23 protein-coding genes are annotated in these 20,526 nt (G+C 57.5%); 11 read left to right on the top strand and 12 right to left on the bottom strand.

Annotation, left to right across the window (positions count from 1 at the left end; translation table 11 throughout):
• The 5 genes from JCM12296_RS21580 to JCM12296_RS45290 all read left to right on the top strand — a co-directional run.
• On the top strand, positions 1–380 hold a 380-nt coding region (locus JCM12296_RS21580), incomplete at its 5' end, for an FAD-linked oxidase C-terminal domain-containing protein (RefSeq protein WP_281492110.1).
• A gap of 1 nt (position 381) precedes the next feature.
• Positions 382–1,689, top strand: coding sequence for a (Fe-S)-binding protein (locus JCM12296_RS21575; protein WP_246804701.1), 1,308 nt, complete (start codon positions 382–384; stop codon positions 1,687–1,689).
• Complete coding sequence (locus JCM12296_RS21570; protein ID WP_054697861.1) at positions 1,686–2,315, top strand: LutC/YkgG family protein; 630 nt, start codon at positions 1,686–1,688, stop codon at positions 2,313–2,315. Before JCM12296_RS21575 ends, JCM12296_RS21570 begins: the two co-directional genes overlap by 4 nt.
• A gap of 49 nt (positions 2,316–2,364) precedes the next feature.
• Positions 2,365–3,873: an L-lactate dehydrogenase (quinone) large subunit LdhH gene (ldhH, locus tag JCM12296_RS21565; protein ID WP_340147874.1), complete on the top strand. Its 1,509-nt coding sequence runs from the start codon at positions 2,365–2,367 to the stop codon at positions 3,871–3,873.
• Complete coding sequence (locus JCM12296_RS45290) at positions 3,873–4,409, top strand: (Fe-S)-binding protein (RefSeq protein ID WP_246804697.1); 537 nt, start codon at positions 3,873–3,875, stop codon at positions 4,407–4,409. The genes ldhH and JCM12296_RS45290 overlap by 1 nt, the downstream gene beginning before the upstream one ends.
• Positions 4,410–4,797: 388 nt before the next feature.
• Here JCM12296_RS45290 and JCM12296_RS45285 read toward each other — a convergent pair whose 3' ends face one another.
• A complete protein-coding gene (locus JCM12296_RS45285; protein ID WP_246804704.1) occupies positions 4,798–5,040 on the bottom strand; it encodes a hypothetical protein in 243 nt (80 codons plus the stop codon).
• Between JCM12296_RS45285 and JCM12296_RS21560 the strand changes: the two genes are divergently transcribed.
• The 5 genes from JCM12296_RS21560 (at position 4,940) to JCM12296_RS21535 (ending at position 11,038) form a co-directional block, all read left to right on the top strand.
• A complete protein-coding gene (locus tag JCM12296_RS21560) occupies positions 4,940–6,469 on the top strand; it encodes a PAS domain S-box protein (protein WP_246804702.1) in 1,530 nt (509 codons plus the stop codon). The genes JCM12296_RS45285 and JCM12296_RS21560 overlap by 101 nt on opposite strands.
• Positions 6,424–8,010 carry a hybrid sensor histidine kinase/response regulator gene (locus tag JCM12296_RS21555; protein ID WP_157067800.1) on the top strand — a complete coding sequence of 529 codons (1,587 nt, stop codon included), beginning with the start codon at positions 6,424–6,426 and terminating at the stop codon, positions 8,008–8,010. The genes JCM12296_RS21560 and JCM12296_RS21555 overlap by 46 nt, the downstream gene beginning before the upstream one ends.
• A gap of 152 nt (positions 8,011–8,162) precedes the next feature.
• Positions 8,163–8,351 carry a DUF2080 family transposase-associated protein gene (locus JCM12296_RS21550; RefSeq protein WP_054697848.1) on the top strand — a complete coding sequence of 63 codons (189 nt, stop codon included), beginning with the start codon at positions 8,163–8,165 and terminating at the stop codon, positions 8,349–8,351.
• Between the two features lie 32 nt (positions 8,352–8,383).
• The gene (locus JCM12296_RS21545) at positions 8,384–8,851 is read left to right on the top strand and encodes a GNAT family N-acetyltransferase (RefSeq protein WP_054697846.1); all 468 of its coding nucleotides are present in this window, start codon (positions 8,384–8,386) and stop codon (positions 8,849–8,851) included.
• Between the two features lie 744 nt (positions 8,852–9,595).
• Positions 9,596–11,038, top strand: coding sequence for a L,D-transpeptidase family protein (locus tag JCM12296_RS21535; protein WP_054697841.1), 1,443 nt, complete (start codon positions 9,596–9,598; stop codon positions 11,036–11,038).
• Between the two features lie 26 nt (positions 11,039–11,064).
• On the opposite strand, the gene JCM12296_RS21530 is transcribed toward JCM12296_RS21535, so the two are convergent.
• The 9 genes from JCM12296_RS21530 to rplM form a co-directional block, all read right to left on the bottom strand.
• The gene (locus JCM12296_RS21530) at positions 11,065–12,075 is read right to left on the bottom strand and encodes an ABC transporter ATP-binding protein (protein WP_157067799.1); all 1,011 of its coding nucleotides are present in this window, start codon (positions 12,073–12,075) and stop codon (positions 11,065–11,067) included.
• A 36-nt stretch (positions 12,076–12,111) separates the two neighbouring features.
• Positions 12,112–12,465 (bottom strand): oligopeptide/dipeptide ABC transporter ATP-binding protein, encoded by a 354-nt coding sequence (locus JCM12296_RS45280; protein WP_246804696.1) that lies wholly within the window; start codon positions 12,463–12,465, stop codon positions 12,112–12,114.
• Positions 12,466–12,491: 26 nt separating this feature from the next.
• Complete coding sequence (locus JCM12296_RS47925; protein ID WP_281492109.1) at positions 12,492–12,605, bottom strand: ATP-binding cassette domain-containing protein; 114 nt, start codon at positions 12,603–12,605, stop codon at positions 12,492–12,494.
• Positions 12,590–13,099, bottom strand: coding sequence for an ATP-binding cassette domain-containing protein (locus JCM12296_RS45275; protein WP_281492108.1), 510 nt, complete (start codon positions 13,097–13,099; stop codon positions 12,590–12,592). The genes JCM12296_RS47925 and JCM12296_RS45275 overlap by 16 nt, the downstream gene beginning before the upstream one ends.
• Positions 13,100–13,116: 17 nt before the next feature.
• A complete protein-coding gene (locus JCM12296_RS21520; protein ID WP_246804695.1) occupies positions 13,117–15,012 on the bottom strand; it encodes an extracellular solute-binding protein in 1,896 nt (631 codons plus the stop codon).
• Between the two features lie 47 nt (positions 15,013–15,059).
• Entirely contained in the window at positions 15,060–16,103 is a 1,044-nt protein-coding gene (locus tag JCM12296_RS21515) for an ABC transporter permease (protein WP_054697840.1), read from the bottom strand.
• Positions 16,104–16,113: 10 nt separating this feature from the next.
• Positions 16,114–17,139 (bottom strand): ABC transporter permease subunit, encoded by a 1,026-nt coding sequence (locus JCM12296_RS21510; RefSeq protein WP_054697838.1) that lies wholly within the window; start codon positions 17,137–17,139, stop codon positions 16,114–16,116.
• 140 nt (positions 17,140–17,279) lie between these two features.
• Complete coding sequence (gene rpsI / locus JCM12296_RS21505) at positions 17,280–17,675, bottom strand: 30S ribosomal protein S9 (protein WP_054697836.1); 396 nt, start codon at positions 17,673–17,675, stop codon at positions 17,280–17,282.
• Positions 17,676–17,730: 55 nt separating this feature from the next.
• Complete coding sequence (rplM, locus tag JCM12296_RS21500; protein ID WP_054697834.1) at positions 17,731–18,168, bottom strand: 50S ribosomal protein L13; 438 nt, start codon at positions 18,166–18,168, stop codon at positions 17,731–17,733.
• 122 nt (positions 18,169–18,290) lie between these two features.
• Here rplM and JCM12296_RS21495 point away from each other — a divergent pair, with 122 nt between their 5' ends.
• A complete protein-coding gene (locus JCM12296_RS21495; RefSeq protein ID WP_083456380.1) occupies positions 18,291–18,902 on the top strand; it encodes a class IV adenylate cyclase in 612 nt (203 codons plus the stop codon).
• 26 nt (positions 18,903–18,928) lie between these two features.
• Here JCM12296_RS21495 and JCM12296_RS21490 read toward each other — a convergent pair whose 3' ends face one another.
• Together JCM12296_RS21490 and JCM12296_RS21485 are read right to left on the bottom strand one after the other, a co-directional pair.
• Positions 18,929–20,191 (bottom strand): hypothetical protein, encoded by a 1,263-nt coding sequence (locus JCM12296_RS21490; RefSeq protein ID WP_054697827.1) that lies wholly within the window; start codon positions 20,189–20,191, stop codon positions 18,929–18,931.
• 20 nt (positions 20,192–20,211) lie between these two features.
• Positions 20,212–20,526 (bottom strand): SAM hydroxide adenosyltransferase (locus tag JCM12296_RS21485; RefSeq protein WP_172684021.1); only part of this gene is annotated, 315 nt, incomplete at its 5' end.

Raw genomic sequence — 20,526 nt, 5'->3', positions numbered from 1 at the left:
CCACGACCGTGCTGGAGGACGCCACCGTGCCGCGTTCCCAAATTCCGGCCATGATCCGCGCCATCAACACCATCGCCCAAAAACACCAGCTGGATGTGGGCACCTTCGGCCATGCGGGTGATGGCAACCTGCATCCCACGTTCCTGTGCGACCGGCGCGACGCCAAGGAGTTCGAACGCGTGGAACAGGCCGTGGACGAAATTTTCGACGTGGCCCTGTCCCTCAAGGGAACGCTCTCGGGCGAGCACGGCATCGGACTGGCCAAGGCCAAATGGCTCGAAAAGGAAACCTCGGCGGCGACCATCGCCTATGCCAAGGCGCTCAAAAAGGCCGTGGACCCCAAGGGGATCCTGAACCCCGGCAAGATCATCGGAGGGTGATATGATGATAGATCTTCATAAGCTTGCGGCCATGCTGCAACAGCTCGACGACCAGATGGTGACCTGCATGAAATGCGGCATGTGCCAGGCGGTCTGTCCGGTGTTCCGCGAAACCCTGCGCGAAGCCGATGTGACCCGTGGAAAAATCGCCCTGCTGGAGAACCTGGCCCATGAGATGATCGCCGACGCCAAGGGCGTCCAGGAAAAGCTCAACAAGTGCCTCCTGTGCGGCTCCTGCCAGGCCAACTGCCCCTCGGGGGTGGCGATCATGGATATTTTTCTCAAAGCCAGAATCATCGTCAATTCCTACCTGGGATTGCCGGCGGCCAAGAAGGTCATCTTCAAGGCCATGCTCACCAAGCCCCGTCTGTTCAATGCCCTGGTGGCCATGGGCGAGAAGTTCCAGGGTCTGTTGGCCAGCCCGGCGGACGACCTGTTGGGATCGTCGTGTTCCAAAATCATGTCGCCTTTGATCGGCGACCGTCACTTCCTACCCCTGGCCGAAACGTCCTTTCATAAGATCGTTCCCAAGCTGGATACGCCCGCCGGCCGGTCCGGGTTGAAGGTGGCCTTCTTCCCGGGCTGCGTCATCGATAAAATGCTGCCGCGTGTCGGCGAGGCCGTCCTCAAGGTGCTGCGGCATCACGGCGTGGGTGTGTATCTGCCGCCGGCCCAGGCCTGCTGCGGGATTCCCGCGGTTTCTTCCGGCGACAGCGAATCCTTCGGAAAACTGGTGCGCCTGAACGTCAAGGCCTTTGCCAAGGGGCAGTTCGACCATCTGGTGACCGCCTGTGCCACCTGCACGGCCACCATCAAGGAGATCTGGCCCAAGTTCATGGACGACTATTCTCCCGACATGCAGGTGAAGATCCGTCAGCTGGTTGACAAAACCATGGATATCAACCAGTTCCTGGTGGATCGGGTCGGCGTCCAAAGCCAGCCGGCACCCACGGGCGGAACGCGCGTGACCTACCACGATCCCTGCCATCTCAAAAAATCCCTGGGCGTTTCAGACCAGCCGCGAACCCTGCTCAAGGCCAATCCGGCTTATAACTTCGTCGAGATGAGCGAAGCCGACCAATGCTGCGGCAACGGCGGGACCTTCAATATTCAGCATTACGATGTCTCCAGGCGAATCGGTGACCGCAAGCGCGATAACATCCTGGCCAGCAACGCCGAGGTGGTGGCCGCCGGCTGCCCGGCGTGTATGATGCAACTGACCGACATGCTTTCCCAACACGGCGACCGCATTCGGGTGTGTCACCCGGTGGAGATTTATGCTCAGACATTGATTGGAGGTAGTCGATGAAACCAGACCCGGCGGTCGTCGAAACGTTTATCCAAAAGGCCGAAGCCGTATCCGCCAAGCTCGTGCGCGTGGCATCCAAGGCGGCTGCCTACGCCTATGCCGTCGATCTGTGCGATGCCAAACAGGCCTGTCAGCTCTTGATCGCCGGCTGCGAAGCACCCTTGTCGGCCAAGGCGGATGCGCTTTGCGACACCAAGCAGGCCAAGATCATGGCCGCCCCCAACCTTTCCGAGACCGAGTTCGACGACCTGGCACGGCTGTGCCGGGAGAAATCCATCGTGCTGATCCGCGATGAGATGCGAAGCCACCTGGCCGGCATCGACGTGGGCTTTACCTGGGCCGATTACGGTATCGCCGAAACGGGCACCCTGGTGATCAACTCCAAAAGCGAGGCCTTGCGCCTGGCCACCATGATCAGCGAGATCCACATGGCCCTTCTACCCCTGTCGCGCCTTAAGGCCAGCGCTTTCGATCTTGCCGAACAGCTTCAGGCGTGGATGCAGGAGCCGGCCGATTATACGGCCATGATCACCGGCGCCAGCCGCACGGCGGATATCGAACGGGTATTGGCTCTGGGGGTCCACGGCCCCCTTGAACTGCACATCCTGCTCTGGGAGGACTGCTGATGCAAACCGCAAAAAACCTCAAGGAATATAAGGCGAAGGTCGACGAAGCCTGGAGAATCGGTTCCAGCGGGAGGCCCTGGATAAATTCGCCGTCGCCTACCCCACGGGACGGGCCAACGCCTTTGCCGGCATGGATATTGCGGCCCTGGTGGACAAGGTGGCCGCCATCAAGGATCAAGCCTTGGGCCAACTGGACCAGCTGTATGCCCAGTTCAAGGCCAATGCCGAAAAGAAAGGCATCCATGTCCACCTGGCCGACACCGCCGAGGCGGCCAACGCCATTATCGCCGGCATCGCCAAGGCCGGCAAGGCGACCCGAATCGTCAAATCCAAATCCATGACGGCCGAAGAGACGCTGCTCAACCATTATCTGGAAGCCGAGGGGCTGGAGGTCACCGAAACCGACCTGGGCGAATGGATCATCCAGCTACGTCACGAAGGTCCCACCCACATGGTCATGCCGGCCATTCATCTGTCACGCTATCAGGTGGCCGACCTGTTCAGCGAGGTGACCGGACACACGCAGGAGACGGAAATCGAGCGTCTGGTCAAGGTCGCCCGCCGCGAGCTGCGCCAGAAATACGTGGAAGCGGACATGGGCATCAGCGGGGCCAACTTCGCCCTGGCCGACACGGCTACCATCGGGCTCACCACCAATGAGGGCAACGCCCGGCTGGTGACGACCCTGCCGCGCATCCACGTGGCCTTGATCGGGTTGGATAAATTACTTCCCTCGCTGGAAGATGCCCTGCACATCAACCGCGTTTTGCCGCGCAACGCCACCGGCCAGCAGATCACCTCCTACGTCACCTGGATCACCGGTCCCAATGCCTGTGCGGCCACGGATTCCGGCCGCAAGGAGATGCACATCGTCTTTCTCGACAATGGCCGCCGGACTCTGGCCAGGGATCCGGTCTTCTCACAAGTGCTGCGCTGCGTACGCTGCGGCGCCTGCGCCAATGTATGCCCGGTCTACCGCATGGTGGGCGGCCATCAGTACGGCCATATCTACATCGGCGCCATCGGCTTGATCATCACCTACTTCTTTCACGGCCGCAATAAGGCCAAAAATCTCGTCCAGAACTGCATCAATTGCGGGGCCTGCAAGGCCGTGTGCGCCGCCGGCATCGACCTGCCGCGCCTGATCAAGGAGATCCACGCACGCATCCAGGATGAAACCGATCACCCGCTTTCCAGCGTCCTGTTGGGCAAACTGCTCAGCCACCGCAAGCTTTTCCATCAGCTCTTGCGGGCCGCCCAAAAGGCACAGGCACCGGTGGTTCAGGAGAATGGCTACCTGCGCCACCTGCCCCTGATCCTGTCCAAGGAGCACAATTTCAGGGCCCTGCCGCCCATTGCCAAAACGCCGTTTCGGGACCGCTGGCCCGGACTTTCCTCTTCGGTGGCCAACCCGACCCACCGCGTGGCGCTTTTCGCCGGCTGTGTTCAGGATTTTGTCTACCCCGAGCAGTTGGAAGCCGGTGTGGCGCTGCTCAACCGTTTCGGGGCGGCGGTGGATTTTCCCATGGGCCAGTCCTGCTGTGGACTACCGGCCTGATGATGGGTGAGAAGACAGCCGCGCGCGACGTGGCCAGCCGCAACATGACCGCCATGGGAAACAAAGCCGACTGGATCGTGACCCTGTGCGCCTCGTGCGCCTCCCACCTGAAGCACAACTACCCCCAGCTCTTCGCCGATGATCCGGAAATGCATGAAAAAGCCCAGCGTTTCGCCGACAAGGTCGTGGCCTTCAGCACCTTGATGAACGATATCCTCCGGGTTCCCCAGGACGCTTTTACTTCACCGGCGGTCAAGACCACCTACCACGCTCCCTGCCATCTGTGCCGGGGCATGGGCGTGAGAAAGGCGCCCCATGAACTGATCCGCAAGGCAGGGCTGCCCTTTTCCCCGGCGGCAGAAGAGGAAACCTGTTGCGGTTTCGGCGGATCCTACTCCGGCAAGTTTCCCCAGATCTCGGCCCAGATTCTGGAAAGCAAGCTGGCGGATGTGGCGGCCACGGGCGCCGAGCAATTGATCACCGAATGCCGGGATGCATCATGCAGCTGCGCGGCGGTGCCGAGAAGAAGGGATTGAAGATAGCGGTACGGCATATTGCCGAAGCGTTGGTGCAGGCGTTATGAAACGTCTCAACAATCCGGTGGTCCAAGACAAAGGCGGACGATAGCCCCCCGTCGCAAAGGGGTGCGTCTGCACATATGAAATAAGGCCTGCACACCATGTGCAGGCCTTATCAAGAAAAGGGGAGGAGTTTTTGCCTTCGACTATCTGTATCGACCAACGACCTGCCTGACTTTAGAAAAAAATGCCGGCTCTGGCATGAACAACCGTCTGTTCCTGAAATTCCCACCTAACATGCGTTGCCTCCGCAAACCATGATCGCTTGTTGCGGTGACATCGACGAGATGTTAGGTTGCCGCCATTCAAGGCAACCGCCATCGCATTTTCCGATTATCATTATGATTTATATCAAATTGATCTTCAATCTCTCCTTGTTGGTGACACTCAGTCTCCTCTCGGGTTTTATTGAAAAACGCTTTTCGAGGTATCCCCGATGGGGCAACGTCATGCAAGGCTGTTTATTCGGGAGCGCTGCTGTTATCGGTATGCTGAACCCGCTGGTAATAAGCCCGGGATTGATCTTTGACGGCAGGTCCGTGATGGTCAGTTTGGGCTCGCTCTTTTTCGGCCCCTGGGCCAGCGCCATTTCCGTGGCCATGACAATGTCATGTCGGCTTTATTTGGGAGGTCCGGGAAACATCATGGGACTGTTGGTCATTCTGTCTTCGGCGGGAATCGGTCTCTTTGCCCACTTTCGGCTGATGTCCGAAGACCGGATGCCATCCCTTCCCCAGCTTTACCGATTTGGTTTGGCCGTCCAGGTCGCCACGTTGATCATGACAATGGCCCTGCCCCAGGATCAAATTTGGCTGGTTATCAAGGCCATTGCCCTGCCCATTATCCTACTTTTTCCATTGGCCACTGTCCTGACCGGCAAAGTGCTCTCCGATCAGCTATCGAATATCAAATATTTAACACGATTGCAGGAAACGCGGCAGCAGCTCGCCCTAACCCTGAAGTCCATCGGCGATGCGGTGATTTCGGTTGATCTGGAAGGTCGAATCCAATTGATGAATCCTGTTGCCGAGCGCCTGACCGGTTGGCCCCATGCGGAGGCCAAGGGCCGACGATTAACCGATATCTTCAACATCGTTAACGGTCACACAAGGCAGCCCGTGGAGAATCCCGTGGACAAGGTGCTGGCCGACAGGCGGTTGACCGGCCTTGCCAATCGCACCATTCTGATCGCGCGTGACGGCACGGAGTACCAGATCGCCGACAGTGCCTCACCCGTATGCCCCGCCGACGGACAAATCAGCGGTGCGGTCATGGTGTTTCGGGATGTCACGGAGGAGAACCGGTCCGTTGCCGCCCTTGAGGAGAGCGAACTGCTTTTCAGAAAGCTGTTCAAGGAACACGAGGCAGTCAAGCTGATCATCGATCCTGTTTCAAAAAGCATCATCGATGCCAACCACGCAGCCGAAGCGTTTTACGGATGGTCCCTTGAGCAGCTGAAACAAATGGACATCGGCCAAATCAATACCCTGCCATCGGAGCAATTGGACGGGCAAATGAAACAGGCCCTGAGCCGATCCCGTATCCGTTTCGAATTCAAGCATCGCATCGCGGATGGCGCATTCCGCGATGTCGAGGTTTTCAGCAGCAAGATCTGTGTAAAGGGCAAAATTCTCCTTCACTCGATCATTCACGATATCACCCAGCGAAAACAGGCCGAACGGGCTTTAATGGAAAGCGAAAACCGGTATCGAAGCATCATCATGCACTCGCCGGACGCGATCTTCGTCAATCTTGACGGGCATATCACCATTGTCAACAATGCGTGCGTGCAGTTGTTCGGCGCCACCCACCCGGATGAATTGATTGGCAAAACACCGGATGATCTTTTCGGCCCCAGCCTTCCTCAAAAAATGGGGAACAAACGCACTTCCTGGAAAATGGGGATCCGCCAATATCGCCGATTGAAACGCAAATCCTGCGGTTGGATGGTACGCGCATCGATGTGGAGGTCTTGGCATCCGCCTTCGTGGTTGGGAATTCAAAAGCCATTCACGTGATCCTGCATGACGTTTCAAAAAGGAAAGAAAAAGAAGAAGAACATCTGCGTTTGATGGCGGCCATCGAACAGGCCGATGAGATGATTGTCATCACCGATACGGACGGAGCCATCCTTTATGTCAATCCGGCCTTCGAACGAATTACGGGATACGCCAAGGACAAGGCATTGGGACAATATCCACGCTTGCTCAAAAGCGGTGAACACGACTTGGCATTTTACGAACGTTTGTGGGCGACCATCAAAAACGGCGACACATGGCGGGGACGATTCACCAACCGCCGGGAAGATGGAACCTTCTACTCCGAAGAAGCGACCATATCGCCGGTCAGAAATGCCGCTGGCCAAATCGTGAATTTCGTGGCCGTAAAAAGAGATATTAGCGAAGAACTCCAACTCGCCAAGCGCTTGGATCAAGCGCAGCGAATGGAATCCATTGGAACGCTTTCGAGCGGCATCGCCCATGACTTCAACAACCTGCTTTTCCCCATCATCGGCTTATCGGAACTTCTCATGGAGGACCTCCCCGAAGGCAGCGACGAGCATGAAAACGCCGAGCAAATTTACCAGGCCGGCAAGCGTGCCAGCGATCTGGTCAAGCAGATATTGTCATTCAGCCGGCAGGCTGCACAGGAAAAAATGCCCATCCGGATTCAATCCGTCCTAAAAGAAGTCGTCAAGTTGTCCCGGTCGACCATTCCGGCCAACATATCGATCCGGCAGAATATACAGACCGACTGTCCGATGGTGATGATGGATGCCTCTCAACTTCATCAGGTGGCCATGAATCTGATTACGAATGCCTACCACGCAGTGGAAAACAATGGCGGGTCACTCTTTGTGGGCTTGAAAAAGGAAAATTTAAAAGAAACGAATCAGATGGGGATCGCCCTGTTGCCGGGCAAATATGCCGTGGTCACCATTTCCGATACCGGCCACGGCATTCCGGAATCGATAAAGGACAAAATCTTCGACCCCTATTTTACAACCAAACCCCAAGGCAAGGGAACCGGCCTCGGTCTGTCCGTTGTCTATGGTATTGTGAAAGCGGCCGGTGGTGATATCCGCGTACAAAGCGAGGTGGGTAAGGGCACCCAATTTGATTTGTTTCTTCCTCTATTGGAAAGTGACCCGGAAAAACGCGTCGATGCGAATGAAACAAAGATCCCCACCGGAAACGAGCGGATCCTCCTGGTGGACGATGAAGCCGCCATCATGCGGCTTGAACAACAAACCCTCGAACGTCTCGGGTACCATGTCACCGCGCGATCGAGCAGCCTGGAGGCGCTTGAAGTCTTTCGAAGAAATCCCCATGCGTTCGACCTGGTTCTGACAGACATGGCGATGCCCAACATGACGGGCGAACAGCTGGCCAAATCATTGAACGCCTTCAATCCGAACATACCGATAATTATTTGCACCGGTTTCAGTGACCGGATAAACCCCCAAAGAGTATCCGCCTTCGGAGTCAAGGGTATTTTACTAAAGCCCGTGATTAAGTTCGAGATGGCCATCATGATTCGAAAGACCTTGGATGGATAGCCATTTTCCGATTAAATGGAAACATAGCTAATTAATGGCTACAATCCATCTTAACCTGCTTGACCGATGCCGATGTCGATGCTAATAAACATTGCTGTGCAATTATTATGAATAATTAACTATTCACCTTATTAGAGAAATGGGCATCAATCGTGCCAGAGAACAAAAAAAAGCAGGCAGAGGAGACGCCGCCTCAAACCATAACCTCCGCCAAAGTCAAGTTCGAAGTTTACGGTGAAGAAATGCTTGAAAAGCTGGTCAAATCCAGTGGCAACAGCGGACGCGTTTACCTCCCGCCGGATTGGGTCGGGCGCCACGTCAAGATCATTCGCATTGATTAACCTATCACGCCGTTACGAAAAGGACTATTTCCGTGGAAGATATCCAGATCAGGATGCTTAAAGTTGCTGATACTGATGACATCGCTGCCATTTACTCATCGATTGTTCGAAAACCCTCTGACGACGAGTTCAAGACACTGATCGCCAAACATGCCGAACGCAGCAAAAAGGACGTTTGTTTAGTCGCGGAGATCAAGGGCCGGGTCGTCGGTTTTGTGATCAGCTACATCCTCACATTTGGTTTTGGTATTGAAAAAAGCGCCTGGATCGCCACCCTCGGTGTGGATATCGAGTATATGGGACAAGGTATTGGTGCACGACTGGTCAAGACAACATTCAAGCGCTATCAAGAGATGGGAATTAATCGAATCTATACTTCCGTTATCTGGGATTCCACGGACATGCTGTCTTTTTTCAAATCCCTCGGATTTGGGCGCAGCAAGTTCATCAACTTGAAAAAGGACATCAACACGTCAGAAACAGACGAGGCGGAGGAATAGGAGAAGAAGACCCAACGATGATGGCTTCGCAAAACCGTCCTTCCCCGAAAACCGGGGTAAGCCGCTTTTTACAAAGCCATCAAAACTGTATTTTTTCCGCGTTCATCAACAATCATACGCCATCATGGCGTTTCACGTCACCCTTCATTCCCATCTTTTGCCATCAGGTCATGAATTACTCAATCTATAGGTAATTCAGTTCTCAATGGCGTCCATCGCAAATCGGAACGTTCCCGGAACGTCCTCATCAACCGTCTGTTATTAAAATAATTATTGGACATCTGCGTTTTTGCACACGACTTGGTCCAGTTCTTGATGTTCCAGCCCATGACAACAAACCGAGGAGGAATCCAGGTCCCGACCGATTGCTTCTCAGACCGTTCATCAACCGTTTTTCGAATGGATACGTTTAATGAAGCCTCGTATACCAAGACGATTTTTCTTGATCATCGTGATGATGTTGCTATTGCCGGTAGGGGCCTGGGCCTCTGAAACAGCCGGGGTCCATTCCCTCGAAGCATGGCTGGGCCCGGTCTTATCCGCGGGCGGGCATGCCGGCAGTCCATATTCAGGAAAGCTTTTAAAGCCGTTAGCGGAATTTTACCGGCAAGTCGGCTTTCAGCCGGTCTGGGTCTCGTCCACCGGTCTGCTCCTTCCCCAAGGGGAACGGGTCCTGCAGACCCTATCCGCTGCCAAAGCGATCCATACAGCCATGGATCCATCATCCGACCATGGCTTGAAACCTTGAAGCTCGCGCATGCGGCCCTGCCCCTTACCGCGTCCGGGTTACCATTGGCGCCGCAGCTTGAAACGGATGTCATGCTGACCGCCATGGTCCTGCGCCATGCCCGGGACACGTGGATGGGTCAAATCGCGCCTGAAACGCTGTTTGGCGAATGGCTCGCCATTCGTCGCACAGAAAGCCGGGACTTCCCGACCGAGCTTGCGCTGGCCATCAGGGAAAATCGCTTGCCCGCATTCATGGAATCCCTGCATCCCGAGCGCACGGCGTATCAACGGCTGCGAAAGGCCCGCCAGCGGTATGAAGCCATGCGGCAGGCCGGCGGTTGGCCGGTCATTCCGGACGGCCCCACCCTGCGGCAAGGATCGACCGGCTCCAGGGTTGCGGCATTGATCCAACGGCTGGAGGTGGGCGGCGATTTCGTTGCGTCTCCCGCGACAGATTTAAATGAAGACCTTTTCTTTGACGATCCCCTGGCAGCAGCGGTCAAACGGTTCCAGACCCGCCACGGACTTACCCCGGACGGCGCCGTGGGCAAAAGGACCCTGGCGGCCTTGAATGTTCCCATCGACAGACGCATCAGCCAATTGGACCTGAACATGGAACGCTGGCGCTGGTATCCCGACGACTTCGGCAAGCGGTATGTGCTGGTCAATATCCCCGCTTTTGAGCTGGATGTCGTCGATGCCGGTGAAACCACGACGAAAATGCGCGTTGTCGTTGGTAAAAATCGCCGGCCAACCCCGATCATGTCCAGCGAAATGACCTACATGGAAGTCAACCCCTATTGGACGGTGCCCATCAAGATCGCCCGCAAGGACATTCTCCCCAAGGTGATCAAGGACCCGGCCTACCTAAGCCGCCAGGGCATTCGGGTCTTTGCCGGCTGGGATCGCCATGCGCCGGAAATCCAACCGACGCAGATCGCCTGGAGGGACGTTTCCAGGCGCAATTTCCCCTACCGCCTGCGCCAGGAGCCATCAAAGCACAATGCCCTGGGTCGCATCAAGTTCATGTTCCCCAACCCTCACAGCGTCTATATTCATGATACGCCGCACAAATCCCTCTTCAAACGGGACCGGCGAAATTTCTCATCGGGTTGTGTGCGCGTGGAAAAACCGGTTACCCTGGCAGGCGATTTGCTGCGAAACCAGGGATGGGATGAAGACCGCTTGAAATCGGCGATAACCAGCGGAAAGCGGCGGTCAATCAGGCTCAAGACGGCGCTGCCGGTCCACCTGGTCTATTTCACGGCCTGGGTGGATGATAAAGGGGATACCCATTTCAGAAACGACATTTATGGTCACGACACACGCCTGCTGCAGGCCATGCATGCCTTTTCCGACGAGCCTCTCCTACGCTGCAGCAACGGGATCGACGGCAAGGAACGGCTGGCCAGCCACGCCGGCGATAACGGGATCATTGTCTCACAGACGCCAGGATAATGGAAAACGATTCCAAGACGCTGCTGTTAGAGTCTGTCACCGAGACAACCGGCAAAGTGGCAAGCCACAACATGACTGCCATCGGACGCGCCGGCGCTTCTTAGCAAAGGCGTTTCCCGACGGCAGCGGGGGCGGACGTAAGGACAGCGGGGATGGAAATGGCAACCGGCCGGCGGGTGGATGGGCGATGGCACTTCACCGGCGAGCGTAGCAAATGACGGTCGCCGGCGCTGCGGTTCCGGCTCGGGAATGGCCGCGATCAGTGCCTGGGTGTAGGGGTGCTGCGGATTCGCGTAAAGCGTTGCCGATCCGGCCCGTTCCACAATACGCCCCAGATACATGACCGCAATGCTATCCGACAGATGCTTGACCACGGACAGATCATGGGCGATGAAGAGATAGCTCAACCCGCGTTCGCGCTGCAGATCGAGCAGCAGATTCAGAATCTGTGACTGAATGGAGACATCCAGGGCCGACACCGGTTCATCACAGATCACCAGTTTGGGATTCAGCGCAATGGCTCTGGCAATACCGATGCGCTGACGCTGGCCACCTGAGAACTCATGGGGAAAGCGTCCGGCAACGTCAGCGGCAAGCCCAACCCGTTCAAGCAGTTCACCTACCCGACGCGACCGCTCGGCGGCATCGCCCACCCGGTGAATGATAAACGGTTCCGCCAGAATATCCCCGACCGTGTGGCGGGAATTGAGCGATTCGAAAGGATCCTGAAAGATCATCTGGAGTTCACGGCGGACCCGGCGGAGGGTCACGCGATCCGCCTGAAAGAGATCATTGCCGCCAAACATCACCCGGCCGGCCGTCGGGCGGTAGAGTCTGGCGACGCAGCGGCCCAGGGTGGTTTTGCCGCAGCCGGACTCCCCCACCAAACCGAGGGTTTCACCAGCCCCCACGCGCAGGGAGACGCCGTCCACGGCATGCACCTGCCCCATCCGTCGGCGCAACACACCGCCATGAACGGGAAAGTACATCTTCAAATTTTCCACGCGCAATAGCGCTTCACTGGATTTAGGGCTCACACTGAGTGTTCTCCTGACGGATTCAAGGACATCGTGTCACGCTTCAAGCAGAAAACAACGTGCCGCGTGCCGTTCATCCACGCTCACCAGGTCGGGCATCGTCAACCGGCAGCGTGCCATCGTGTGGGGACAGCGGTTTTGGAACCGGCAGCCCTGAGGAAACTGCCCCAGGGCGGGCACCGTTCCCCGGATAATGGGCAATGGCGATTTGGGTTGCGAGGATAAACGCGGGATCGAGGCTAACAGTCCCTGGGTATAAGGATGGCGCGGATGGGCGAACAGGGCCTCCACGGGCGCGCATTCGACAATCTGGCCGGCGTACATCACCGCTACTTCGTGGCAAATCTGGGCGATGACGCCCAGGGCGTGGGTGATAAAAAGAACTCCCATGCCCGTCTCCCGCTGGAGATTGACAATCAGTCGGAGGATCTGGGCTTGATGGTGACATCCAACGCCGTGGTCGGTTCGTCGGCAATCAACACCTCGGGTCGGCCGGCCAGGGCCATGGCGATCATTACCCGCTGGCGCATCCCGCCGGAAATCTGGTGCGGTAGGCACGCATGCGCGCCGCGGCCTCGGGAATTCCCACGTGCGACAAAAGGGCCACGGCCGCTGCCTGCCGCTCGTCTATCGGGATGTCCGGCCGATGCAGGTCGAATACTTCCAGCAGCTGGCGGCCGATGCGATACACCGGATTGAGCGCGGTCATGGGTTCCTGAAAAATCATGGCCATGCGGCCGCCGCGAATACGCTGCATGGCCGGCGGTGCAAGTGTGACCAGTTCGGTACCGTTGAGCCGGATCGATCCGCTTTCGATGCGCCCGACCGGTTGCGGCAACAGACGCATGAGCGAAAGGGCCGTGACACTCTTGCCGCAGCCGGATTCGCCAACCAGCCCGAGAATGGTGCCGGCCTCGAGGGTAAAGCTGACCTGGTCCACCGCCCGTAGCCAACCGGTCTCGGTCTCGAAAGCGGTGGATAGACGATCGACAGCCAACAAGGGTGCATCCGCAGTCATGATCATGGCACCGTCCATGGGATTCAAGGCTTGTAAGTCCGGTCCACGACCGTGACCGGTGGAAAGGCCTTGCCATCGGCCATTGCCTTGCGGGTTTCGGCGTAACGCGCGGCATCAAACCAGAACAGCCCACCGGTACTGCTGCTAAACGGATCGAACAGACTCTCCGAGGTGCGGGTGGCCGGTGGCTTGGGAAAACGCCACCAGCGCCAGTAGAGTTCCCGGAAATACGGCACCATGAAGGTAGGCACGAAGGCACCGATTTCGTGTACCCGGCGCTGGATCCGATGGGCCAAATCAACCCGTTCGCTTTCCTTCAGCGAACTGCGGTAGGCATCGATCAGGCGATCCATTTCAGGGTCGTCGGTATTGGTGATGTTGTTGGTCTGTCCCTTATGGGCGTTGGCCGAGTGCCAAAATTCCCAGAAATGGGGCCTCAGGCTGGTTCCCCAGCCCACCCAGGCCACGTCGTGACGCTTCTCCAGGATTTTCTTGAAAGCCGTGGAAGGATCGAGCTTGAGCAGTTTCAGCTCGATACCCGCCTTGCGGGCCTCCTCCTTGAGTACCACCAGACGCTGGGTATGCTCCTCGGCGTAATAGACCACCTCCACGCTGAACCGTCGCCCATCCTTGGTCCAGATGCCATCCGCGCCGCGCCGCCAGCCCGACTTCCGCATATAGGCGGCCACCTTGTCGATATCGTAGCGCCTGGCCTTGATCGCTGTATCGGTATAGGGCCCGTAGCCCACGTAGGCGCTTTCCAGACGGAAGTAGTCACCATGCAAAACGTCGCGAATCACCTTTTCCACGTTCATGGCGTGGGCAAAGGCGTAGCGCAGATTGACGTCCTTGAAGATGTCCCGATCCAGGTTGAGCCACAACCCCATGGCCGACTGGGGGGTGTCGTTGAAAAACCACATTTTGTGCACGTAGCCCTTCTCCACCACCGGCGTCCGGGCCTTGACATACCAGGATTGGGGAACCGTGGCCGGGTAGACGTCCAGCCGACCTTTCTTGAAGTACTCCCATTGCAAATTGGTGTCCCGGATCACCTTGTAAAGCACCGTATCGACATTGAACCGATCTTTGAAGTATCGCAGGCCACTTCCCCACCAGTCGGTTTTGCGGGCAAACCGCACATAGCGTCCTTTTTTAAAACGGTCGATCTGGTAGGGTCCGGTATTGGGCACGACGGCCCAATTGGTCTTGCGGATGAAATCCTCCCCCAAAGGATCGAAGAAGTGACGGGGGGTGGGCGCAATGCTGATCTTAAGATGCAAATCGGGCTGGGCTTTGGTGCTGACCACGGCCAGGGTGTGGTCGTCGTAAACGACCACCCGTTCGATCTCGTGGGTGTAGTAGTCGTTGTACCAAGGCGCCACAATATAAGGCGAGCGCATGAAATCCAGGGTATAGGCAAAATCGTCGGCCGTCAGCAAAACCCCATCGGACCAGCGGGCCTTGGGGTTAAGCTTGAAATACATGGTCTTCTTGTCGGCGCCAAAGGCCCAGTGGGTGGCCAATTCGGGAACGATGTCAAGGGTGTTGGGATGGATGCCGGTGAGGCTCAACTGGTTGCCCAGAATCGCACTACGAAAGCTGGAATTGGAATCCGGTCCCACCACCCGAAAGGTCAGGGGAAATGACAGCAAGGCCACGTGAAGCGTCCCCCCACGCCGGGCCAGGGGCGAGGCGAATACCGGATCATGGTCGTTGGTCAGCCACTCGATGCCTTCGGGCAGGGGTTCACGCGGCGGCTTGGGTGCCGGCTGGGACACTGCGGGGTGCTGGCGATCCGATCCCGACGGATCCGTCTCATCGGGCGCCGGGGAACAGGCGCCAACGGCGAACATGAGCATGGCCGCCAGGCCCAGGCTGAGAAATGATCGCCGGTTGATGGCCAATCCAGATGATGGCACGGAATTCCCCCGCCACGGGTTCGGCGGGTGGCAAACAGGCCGCGACATCATTCGTACACCGTGTGCATCTTGGGGTCAAAGGCTTCACGGATCGCCTCGCCCACAAAGGTGACCGCCACCAGGGTGGTTACCATGGCCCCGATGACCGAGAAGCCGATCCACCAGGCACTGAAATTCGCCCAGGCCTGCTGCAACAATTCGCCCCAGCTGGGCGTGGGCGGCGGCAGGCCGAAGCCCAGGTAGTCCAGCGAGGTCAGCGCCACGATGCCGCCGGAAATGGAAAAGGGGATATAGGTGACGATCAGGGAAATCGTGTTGGGCAGGATGTGACGAAAAATGATGCGCAGGTCCGATGCGCCCAAGACCCGTGCGGCCAGCACATAATCCCGGGTCTTTTCCTTGTAGGTCACCGTGCGAACGGTCCAGGTCATGCCCATCCAACCGAAAATCACCATGATGGCGATCAGCCACCAGAAATTGGGCACGACAATGGAAGAAATGATGATCACCACATAGAGGAAGGGAACGGTCGACCAAATCTCGATGATGCGCTGCACCAGGATATCGAACCAGCCGCCATAATATCCCATGGCGCAGCCAAGGCTGATCCCCACGACATAAGTCGCCGCCATCAATCCCAGGGAGAAGAAGATCGCGATGCGGAATCCGTAAACCAAACGGGCCAGAACATCTCGACCGGAAGCATCCGTGCCCAGGTAATGCCGGCGCGCCAGGGACGGCGGCTCGGGTGGCAGGGTATCCGGTCGCAAATCGTTCTCAAAGGCATTGTAGGGCACGGGGGGCAGCCATGCCCAATCCTCGCCATCCAGCAAGCGGAATCGCTCGGCCAGCTCGCGGTAGTTGGTCTCGTAATCGTAGCCCAGCCCAAAGGTATGGCCGGGCAGAATATCACCGTAGGTCGGAAAGTACCAGTGTCCCTGGTAGTGCACCACCAGGGCACGATTGTTGACCAGAAGCTCCGCCGCGCAGGCCGCCACGATCAGGGTGGTCAGCAGGAGAAAGGCATAGTAGCCGCGTTTGATGCCGACGAAGCGCCTGAGCTTCCTTTTTGTCAGGGGGGATATGGCCATTTTCACATCGCTATTCGAATTTCACCCGTGGGTCGACGGCGGCCACGCACATGTCCGACAGAACGTTGCCCACGAGGAACAGAATGCTGGAGATGGCCAGAACGCCCATCACCACGGGATAGTCGCGTTCGACCACCGACTCGTAGCCCAAAAGCCCCATTCCGTCGATGTTGAAGACTTTCTCCACCAGGAAGGATCCCGAAAGGATCACGCTGATGTTGTTTCCAAAGGTGGTGGCCACGGGGATCAGGCTGTTACGCAGGGCGTGGCCGAAGACTGCCCGACGGAAGGTCAGCCCCTTGGCCATGGCCGTGCGCACATAGTCCGCCGCCAGGTTGTCCATGAGGCTGTTCTTCATCAGGAAGGTCATGAAACTGAAAGCACCGATCAGGTAGGCCAACAACGGCAGCACCGTGTGCCAGGCCAGGTCGAGAACCCGCTGGAATCCGGAGAGACTGTCAAAATTCTCACTCACCAGTTCTCCCAGCGGGAACCACTCCCAGTGGGATGCGAACAGAAGAATCATGAGAATACCGGCAACCCATCCCGGAATGGCATAACCAACGAAAATGAGCACCGATGAGAGATCATCAAGGAGGGTTTTATGACGGATCGCCTTGGCAATGCCCAGGGGAATGCAGACCCCGTAAGTGGCGATCAAGGTCAACAGGCCGAAATAGAGGGATATGGGGATTCGCTCCCGGATCATCGTCCACACCGGGTCATAGTAACGCGTGGAGATTCCCAGGTCCCCGCGCACCAACTTGCCCAGCCACAGGATATAACTGACCAGCACGGGTTTGTCGAAACCGTAGTACTTCTTGAGCAGTTCGATCTGATCGTCGGAGAGCGGTTGCCGTTGAACGGTTTCAGAAGCCACCGCCTGCCCGCCCTCGAGGGACTGTTGCTGGGCTTGGGCGATGATGCGCTCGATGGGGCCGCCGGGAACGAATCGGGTGATCACAAAAATCAGTATGGTGATACCGATGAATGTGGGAATGATCAGCAAAAATCGACGAATAAAATAAGCGCTCATGGCAACGCGGCCCCAAAGTCAGGCGTCGCCGGAACCTTGATTTTGCATGGCCGATTTAAAAAAAGCGAAAAGACCAGCAAAAAAGGGAGCAGAACCGAATCTGCTCCCTCTGGTGGCGACGATTGAAACATCGTGAGCGTTTAACGCTTGGAGAACTGGAAGCGACCGCGGGCACCCTTCTGCCCGTACTTCTTACGCTCTTTCTCGCGCGGATCGCGTTTGACGAAACCGGCCCGTTTGAGGGATGGACGCAGTTCCGGGTCAAACAGGATCAGGGCCTTGGTAATTCCATGACGTACCGCCCCGGCCTGACCGGAGATACCGCCGCCCCGCACGTTAATCGTGATATCAAAGGCATCCAGGTTATTGGTCAGAGCCAATGGCTGGCGCAGGATGGTTCTGGCCGTTCCGACGGTAAAGTACTCGTCCGCAGGCTGATCGTTGACGGTAATGACACCACTGCCCGGCTTGATCCAGGTTCTGGCGATGGCGTTCTTGCGTTTTCCGGTTGCGTAGTATGTCTTTTCTGTTGCCATGAAACTCCCCAGTTAGCGACGCGAATGATTCCCCTAAGATTTATGGGATAAGACTTTATTGGATATGCATGACTTCCGGTTGCTGGGCCTCATGGGGATGCTGATCCCCGGCATACACCTTGAGCTTTTTGAACAATTTACGCCCCAGGCTGTTTTTGGGCAGCATCCCTTTCACGGCAAACCGAATGACATCTTCGGGCCGTTTTTCAATCAGCTTCTTGGCCGTGATGCTTTTCAGGCCACCGATATAGCCACTGTGGCGATAGTAAGTCTTCTGGTCCATTTTCCTGCCGGTCAGAACCACCTTTTCGGCATTGATCACCACCACCGAATCACCCAGATCGGCATGCGGGGTGTATAGCGGAGTGTTTTTTCCCCGCAGTGCGGCGGCGATCTGGGAGGCCAGCCGTCCAAGAACGGCCCCGTTTGCATCAACCACCCACCATTTGTCTTGATTGTCTGCGTTCGTTGCGCTGTACGTATACTTTTTCACCGTTTGACTCCTGACTCCTGTCCGTTTCTTAGAATCCGGGACTATTAATAGATAATCCAATGAGTGTCAAGGCTTATTTATTACTTTGACATGCCCGTTTTTTTCTGCAATCGTCCATTTCCATGGAGCATCTTGAAATCGAGTTGAAGTTTTTCATCGCCGACCCACCTTCCCTGCGGCAGCACGTGGCAGCTTGCGGCGCCATCTGCAGCATCCCACGCACGTTCGAGCACAACGTGCGTTACGAAACCAGGGATGGACGCCTGCTGAAAAGCAGGTGCCTTCTGCGTCTTCGCCAGGACCGGGCCACCACCCTGACCTTCAAGGCCCCTCCGCTGCAAGATGATCCGCAGTTTAAAATCTACCGGGAGTTGGAGGTGCAGGTCAGCGACTTCGCCACCATGGACGCCATTCTGGCGGCACTGGGATTCTCGCACCGGCAGGTCTACCAGAAATGGCGTGAAACCTGGCAGCTTGATGGCGCGATGCTCTGCCTGGACGAAATGCCATTTGGTACCTTCCTGGAAATCGAAGGTGCCCCCGAAAGCATCCAGCGGCTGGCCGGCGTCTTCGGCCTCGCTTGGCCAAGGCGTATCCGGGCCAGCTATTTGCGCATGTTTGAGGCGCTGCGCGAAGCCGAAGGCCTGCCCTTTCACGATGTGACCTTCGACAACTTCAGGACCCGCCCCATCGATTTCCAACGCTATCGCCAGCAATTTGAAGCCGGCGCATAACCGGATGAGGTGCTCTTCGTCCGTTGTTATGGGCTCGCCTTGGCGCCATCGACAGGCCGCACATGGATCGGGAAGGTCTTCTCGAGAAGCATTTCTCCCTCCGGACTGAACACATACGCAGTGGCATGCTGGTACCCGGGATGGGATGTCGGCCCTTTGCGAGAGATTTCCAAGCGGACGTATTTTCTAATTTTGAATGCATGGCCGCCTTTCCCCGCCGGGATGCCATCGACCAGCGGGACATCGGGCAATGTCAACCAGCGGTCCGGCGGGACCTGGTCATTTTTTAAGACCACCACGCAGGTTCCCGCCACCGGCGACGTTTGGGAACCGTCGGTTCTGATCGGCACCTTCGCCTGGAAACGGGAACCGACCTTATCAAAGGCCACGGAAAGGTCGCCCAACGTGACGGGTGAGGGCCTTTTCGGAGCAACCGGCTGCGGCTGAACCGCAGCCGGTGTTTTCGATTCCTGCGGTACCGGTGGTACCGTTGGCGCTGGCGGTGCCGGCAAGGCCACCGGAAAGGTTTCCTCCAGCAGCAAGTCCCCGTCCCCGTCAAACAGATAGACTTTCGCCACGGAATATAGGGAGGCATCCTTTGGGACCGGGGCCTGGGCTTCCACATCCACCGATTGGGAAACGCTGAATTCCTGCCCGTCGCTCCCCGACGGCCGGCCTTCGGGGAGCGCCATCGGCGGAATGCTGATCCAGGCCGGGGTTTCCCCCGCTGGCGCTGACAACACCGCCACGAAGCGCCCCGTCACCGGCATGGATGCCTCTCCATCGCTATCGATGCGCAACCGCAACAGCAGGCGCTGGCGCTGGGCATCGAGCGTGATACGCGGAGATACGATGGATAGCCTCGGTTTCACCGGTGCCAGAACGGCCGGCACCTCCGGCGTCGCTTGATCTTTCAGCGGCGCATCGGTTGTGTCGCTGACGGTCTTCCCGTCAGCGGGAGCGGTGTCGGCCGTCTCCTTCCGGTCCGGCGGAACGGCTGTAGTCACCGGCTCGGGACGGGTCTGGGCCGTTGCCAACGCGGCGATGAGGCGTTTATGGCTGTTTTTGAGTTGGTCCGCCGTTTGCCGGAGCTTCGCCAATTGCTCGCGCGTGCGGGCATGGCTGGACCGCTCGGCCGCCCACTGCCACCCCAGGCCGGCGCACAACAGGATCATAAGCACCAATAGGACGATAAGCGCGATGGCCAGCCCACGGAACCGCTTGAAGGGCACAATCCGTCCGTCATCGGCGACGAGTAAAAGCTGCCATCGTTTTTCAGGTGTTTGCATGGGTGCTTCCAGCTGAATCGTTATCGTAAATAAACCCGCACCGGATCCCCTTTTCCAGCCTTCAATCGATTCTGGGCACTGCCCCCCCGCAAGGCGATTTCAAGCAGCCCCCGGCTGCCGATGATGGCCAGGAGGGTCATGGGCGCAACGCTGCCGTAAGAACTGGCCATTCCCACGATCGTGTGCCCGCGGATCTCCACCATCACCTGACCTTCCGGTTGTCGCCCGACCATCGCCTTGATGTCGTTTGCACGGATCGTGCTCATCAGGTTGCCGAAGCGGTCCACGGCCGCCACCTGTCCCTCGAGGCCATCCCTGCCCATGGGGCGGGATGG

This window comes from Desulfosarcina cetonica JCM 12296, from assembly GCF_001311845.1.
GTDB lineage: Bacteria > Desulfobacterota > Desulfobacteria > Desulfobacterales > Desulfosarcinaceae > Desulfosarcina > Desulfosarcina cetonica.
Note: the sequence above shows the minus strand (reverse complement) of the source record. Positions and strands in the feature narration are given on the sequence as shown.

Coding starts and splice junctions, on each gene's coding strand:
- JCM12296_RS45290 (WP_246804697.1), top strand. CDS start 3,873: ATGATGGGTGAGAAGACAGCCGCGCGCGACGTGGCCAGCCGCAACATG.
- rpsI (WP_054697836.1), bottom strand. CDS start 17,675: ATGGCAACAGAAAAGACATACTACGCAACCGGAAAACGCAAGAACGCC.
- JCM12296_RS21570 (WP_054697861.1), top strand. CDS start 1,686: ATGAAACCAGACCCGGCGGTCGTCGAAACGTTTATCCAAAAGGCCGAA.
- JCM12296_RS21495 (WP_083456380.1), top strand. CDS start 18,291: ATGGAGCATCTTGAAATCGAGTTGAAGTTTTTCATCGCCGACCCACCT.
- JCM12296_RS21510 (WP_054697838.1), bottom strand. CDS start 17,139: ATGAGCGCTTATTTTATTCGTCGATTTTTGCTGATCATTCCCACATTC.
- JCM12296_RS45275 (WP_281492108.1), bottom strand. CDS start 13,099: ATGATCATGACTGCGGATGCACCCTTGTTGGCTGTCGATCGTCTATCC.
- JCM12296_RS45280 (WP_246804696.1), bottom strand. CDS start 12,465: ATGGGAGTTCTTTTTATCACCCACGCCCTGGGCGTCATCGCCCAGATT.
- JCM12296_RS21515 (WP_054697840.1), bottom strand. CDS start 16,103: ATGGCCATATCCCCCCTGACAAAAAGGAAGCTCAGGCGCTTCGTCGGC.
- JCM12296_RS21490 (WP_054697827.1), bottom strand. CDS start 20,191: ATGCAAACACCTGAAAAACGATGGCAGCTTTTACTCGTCGCCGATGAC.
- JCM12296_RS47925 (WP_281492109.1), bottom strand. CDS start 12,605: ATGCGCCAGCGGGTAATGATCGCCATGGCCCTGGCCGGCCGACCCGAG.
- JCM12296_RS21575 (WP_246804701.1), top strand. CDS start 382: ATGATGATAGATCTTCATAAGCTTGCGGCCATGCTGCAACAGCTCGAC.
- JCM12296_RS21560 (WP_246804702.1), top strand. CDS start 4,940: ATGCTGAACCCGCTGGTAATAAGCCCGGGATTGATCTTTGACGGCAGG.
- JCM12296_RS45285 (WP_246804704.1), bottom strand. CDS start 5,040: ATGGCGCTGGCCCAGGGGCCGAAAAAGAGCGAGCCCAAACTGACCATC.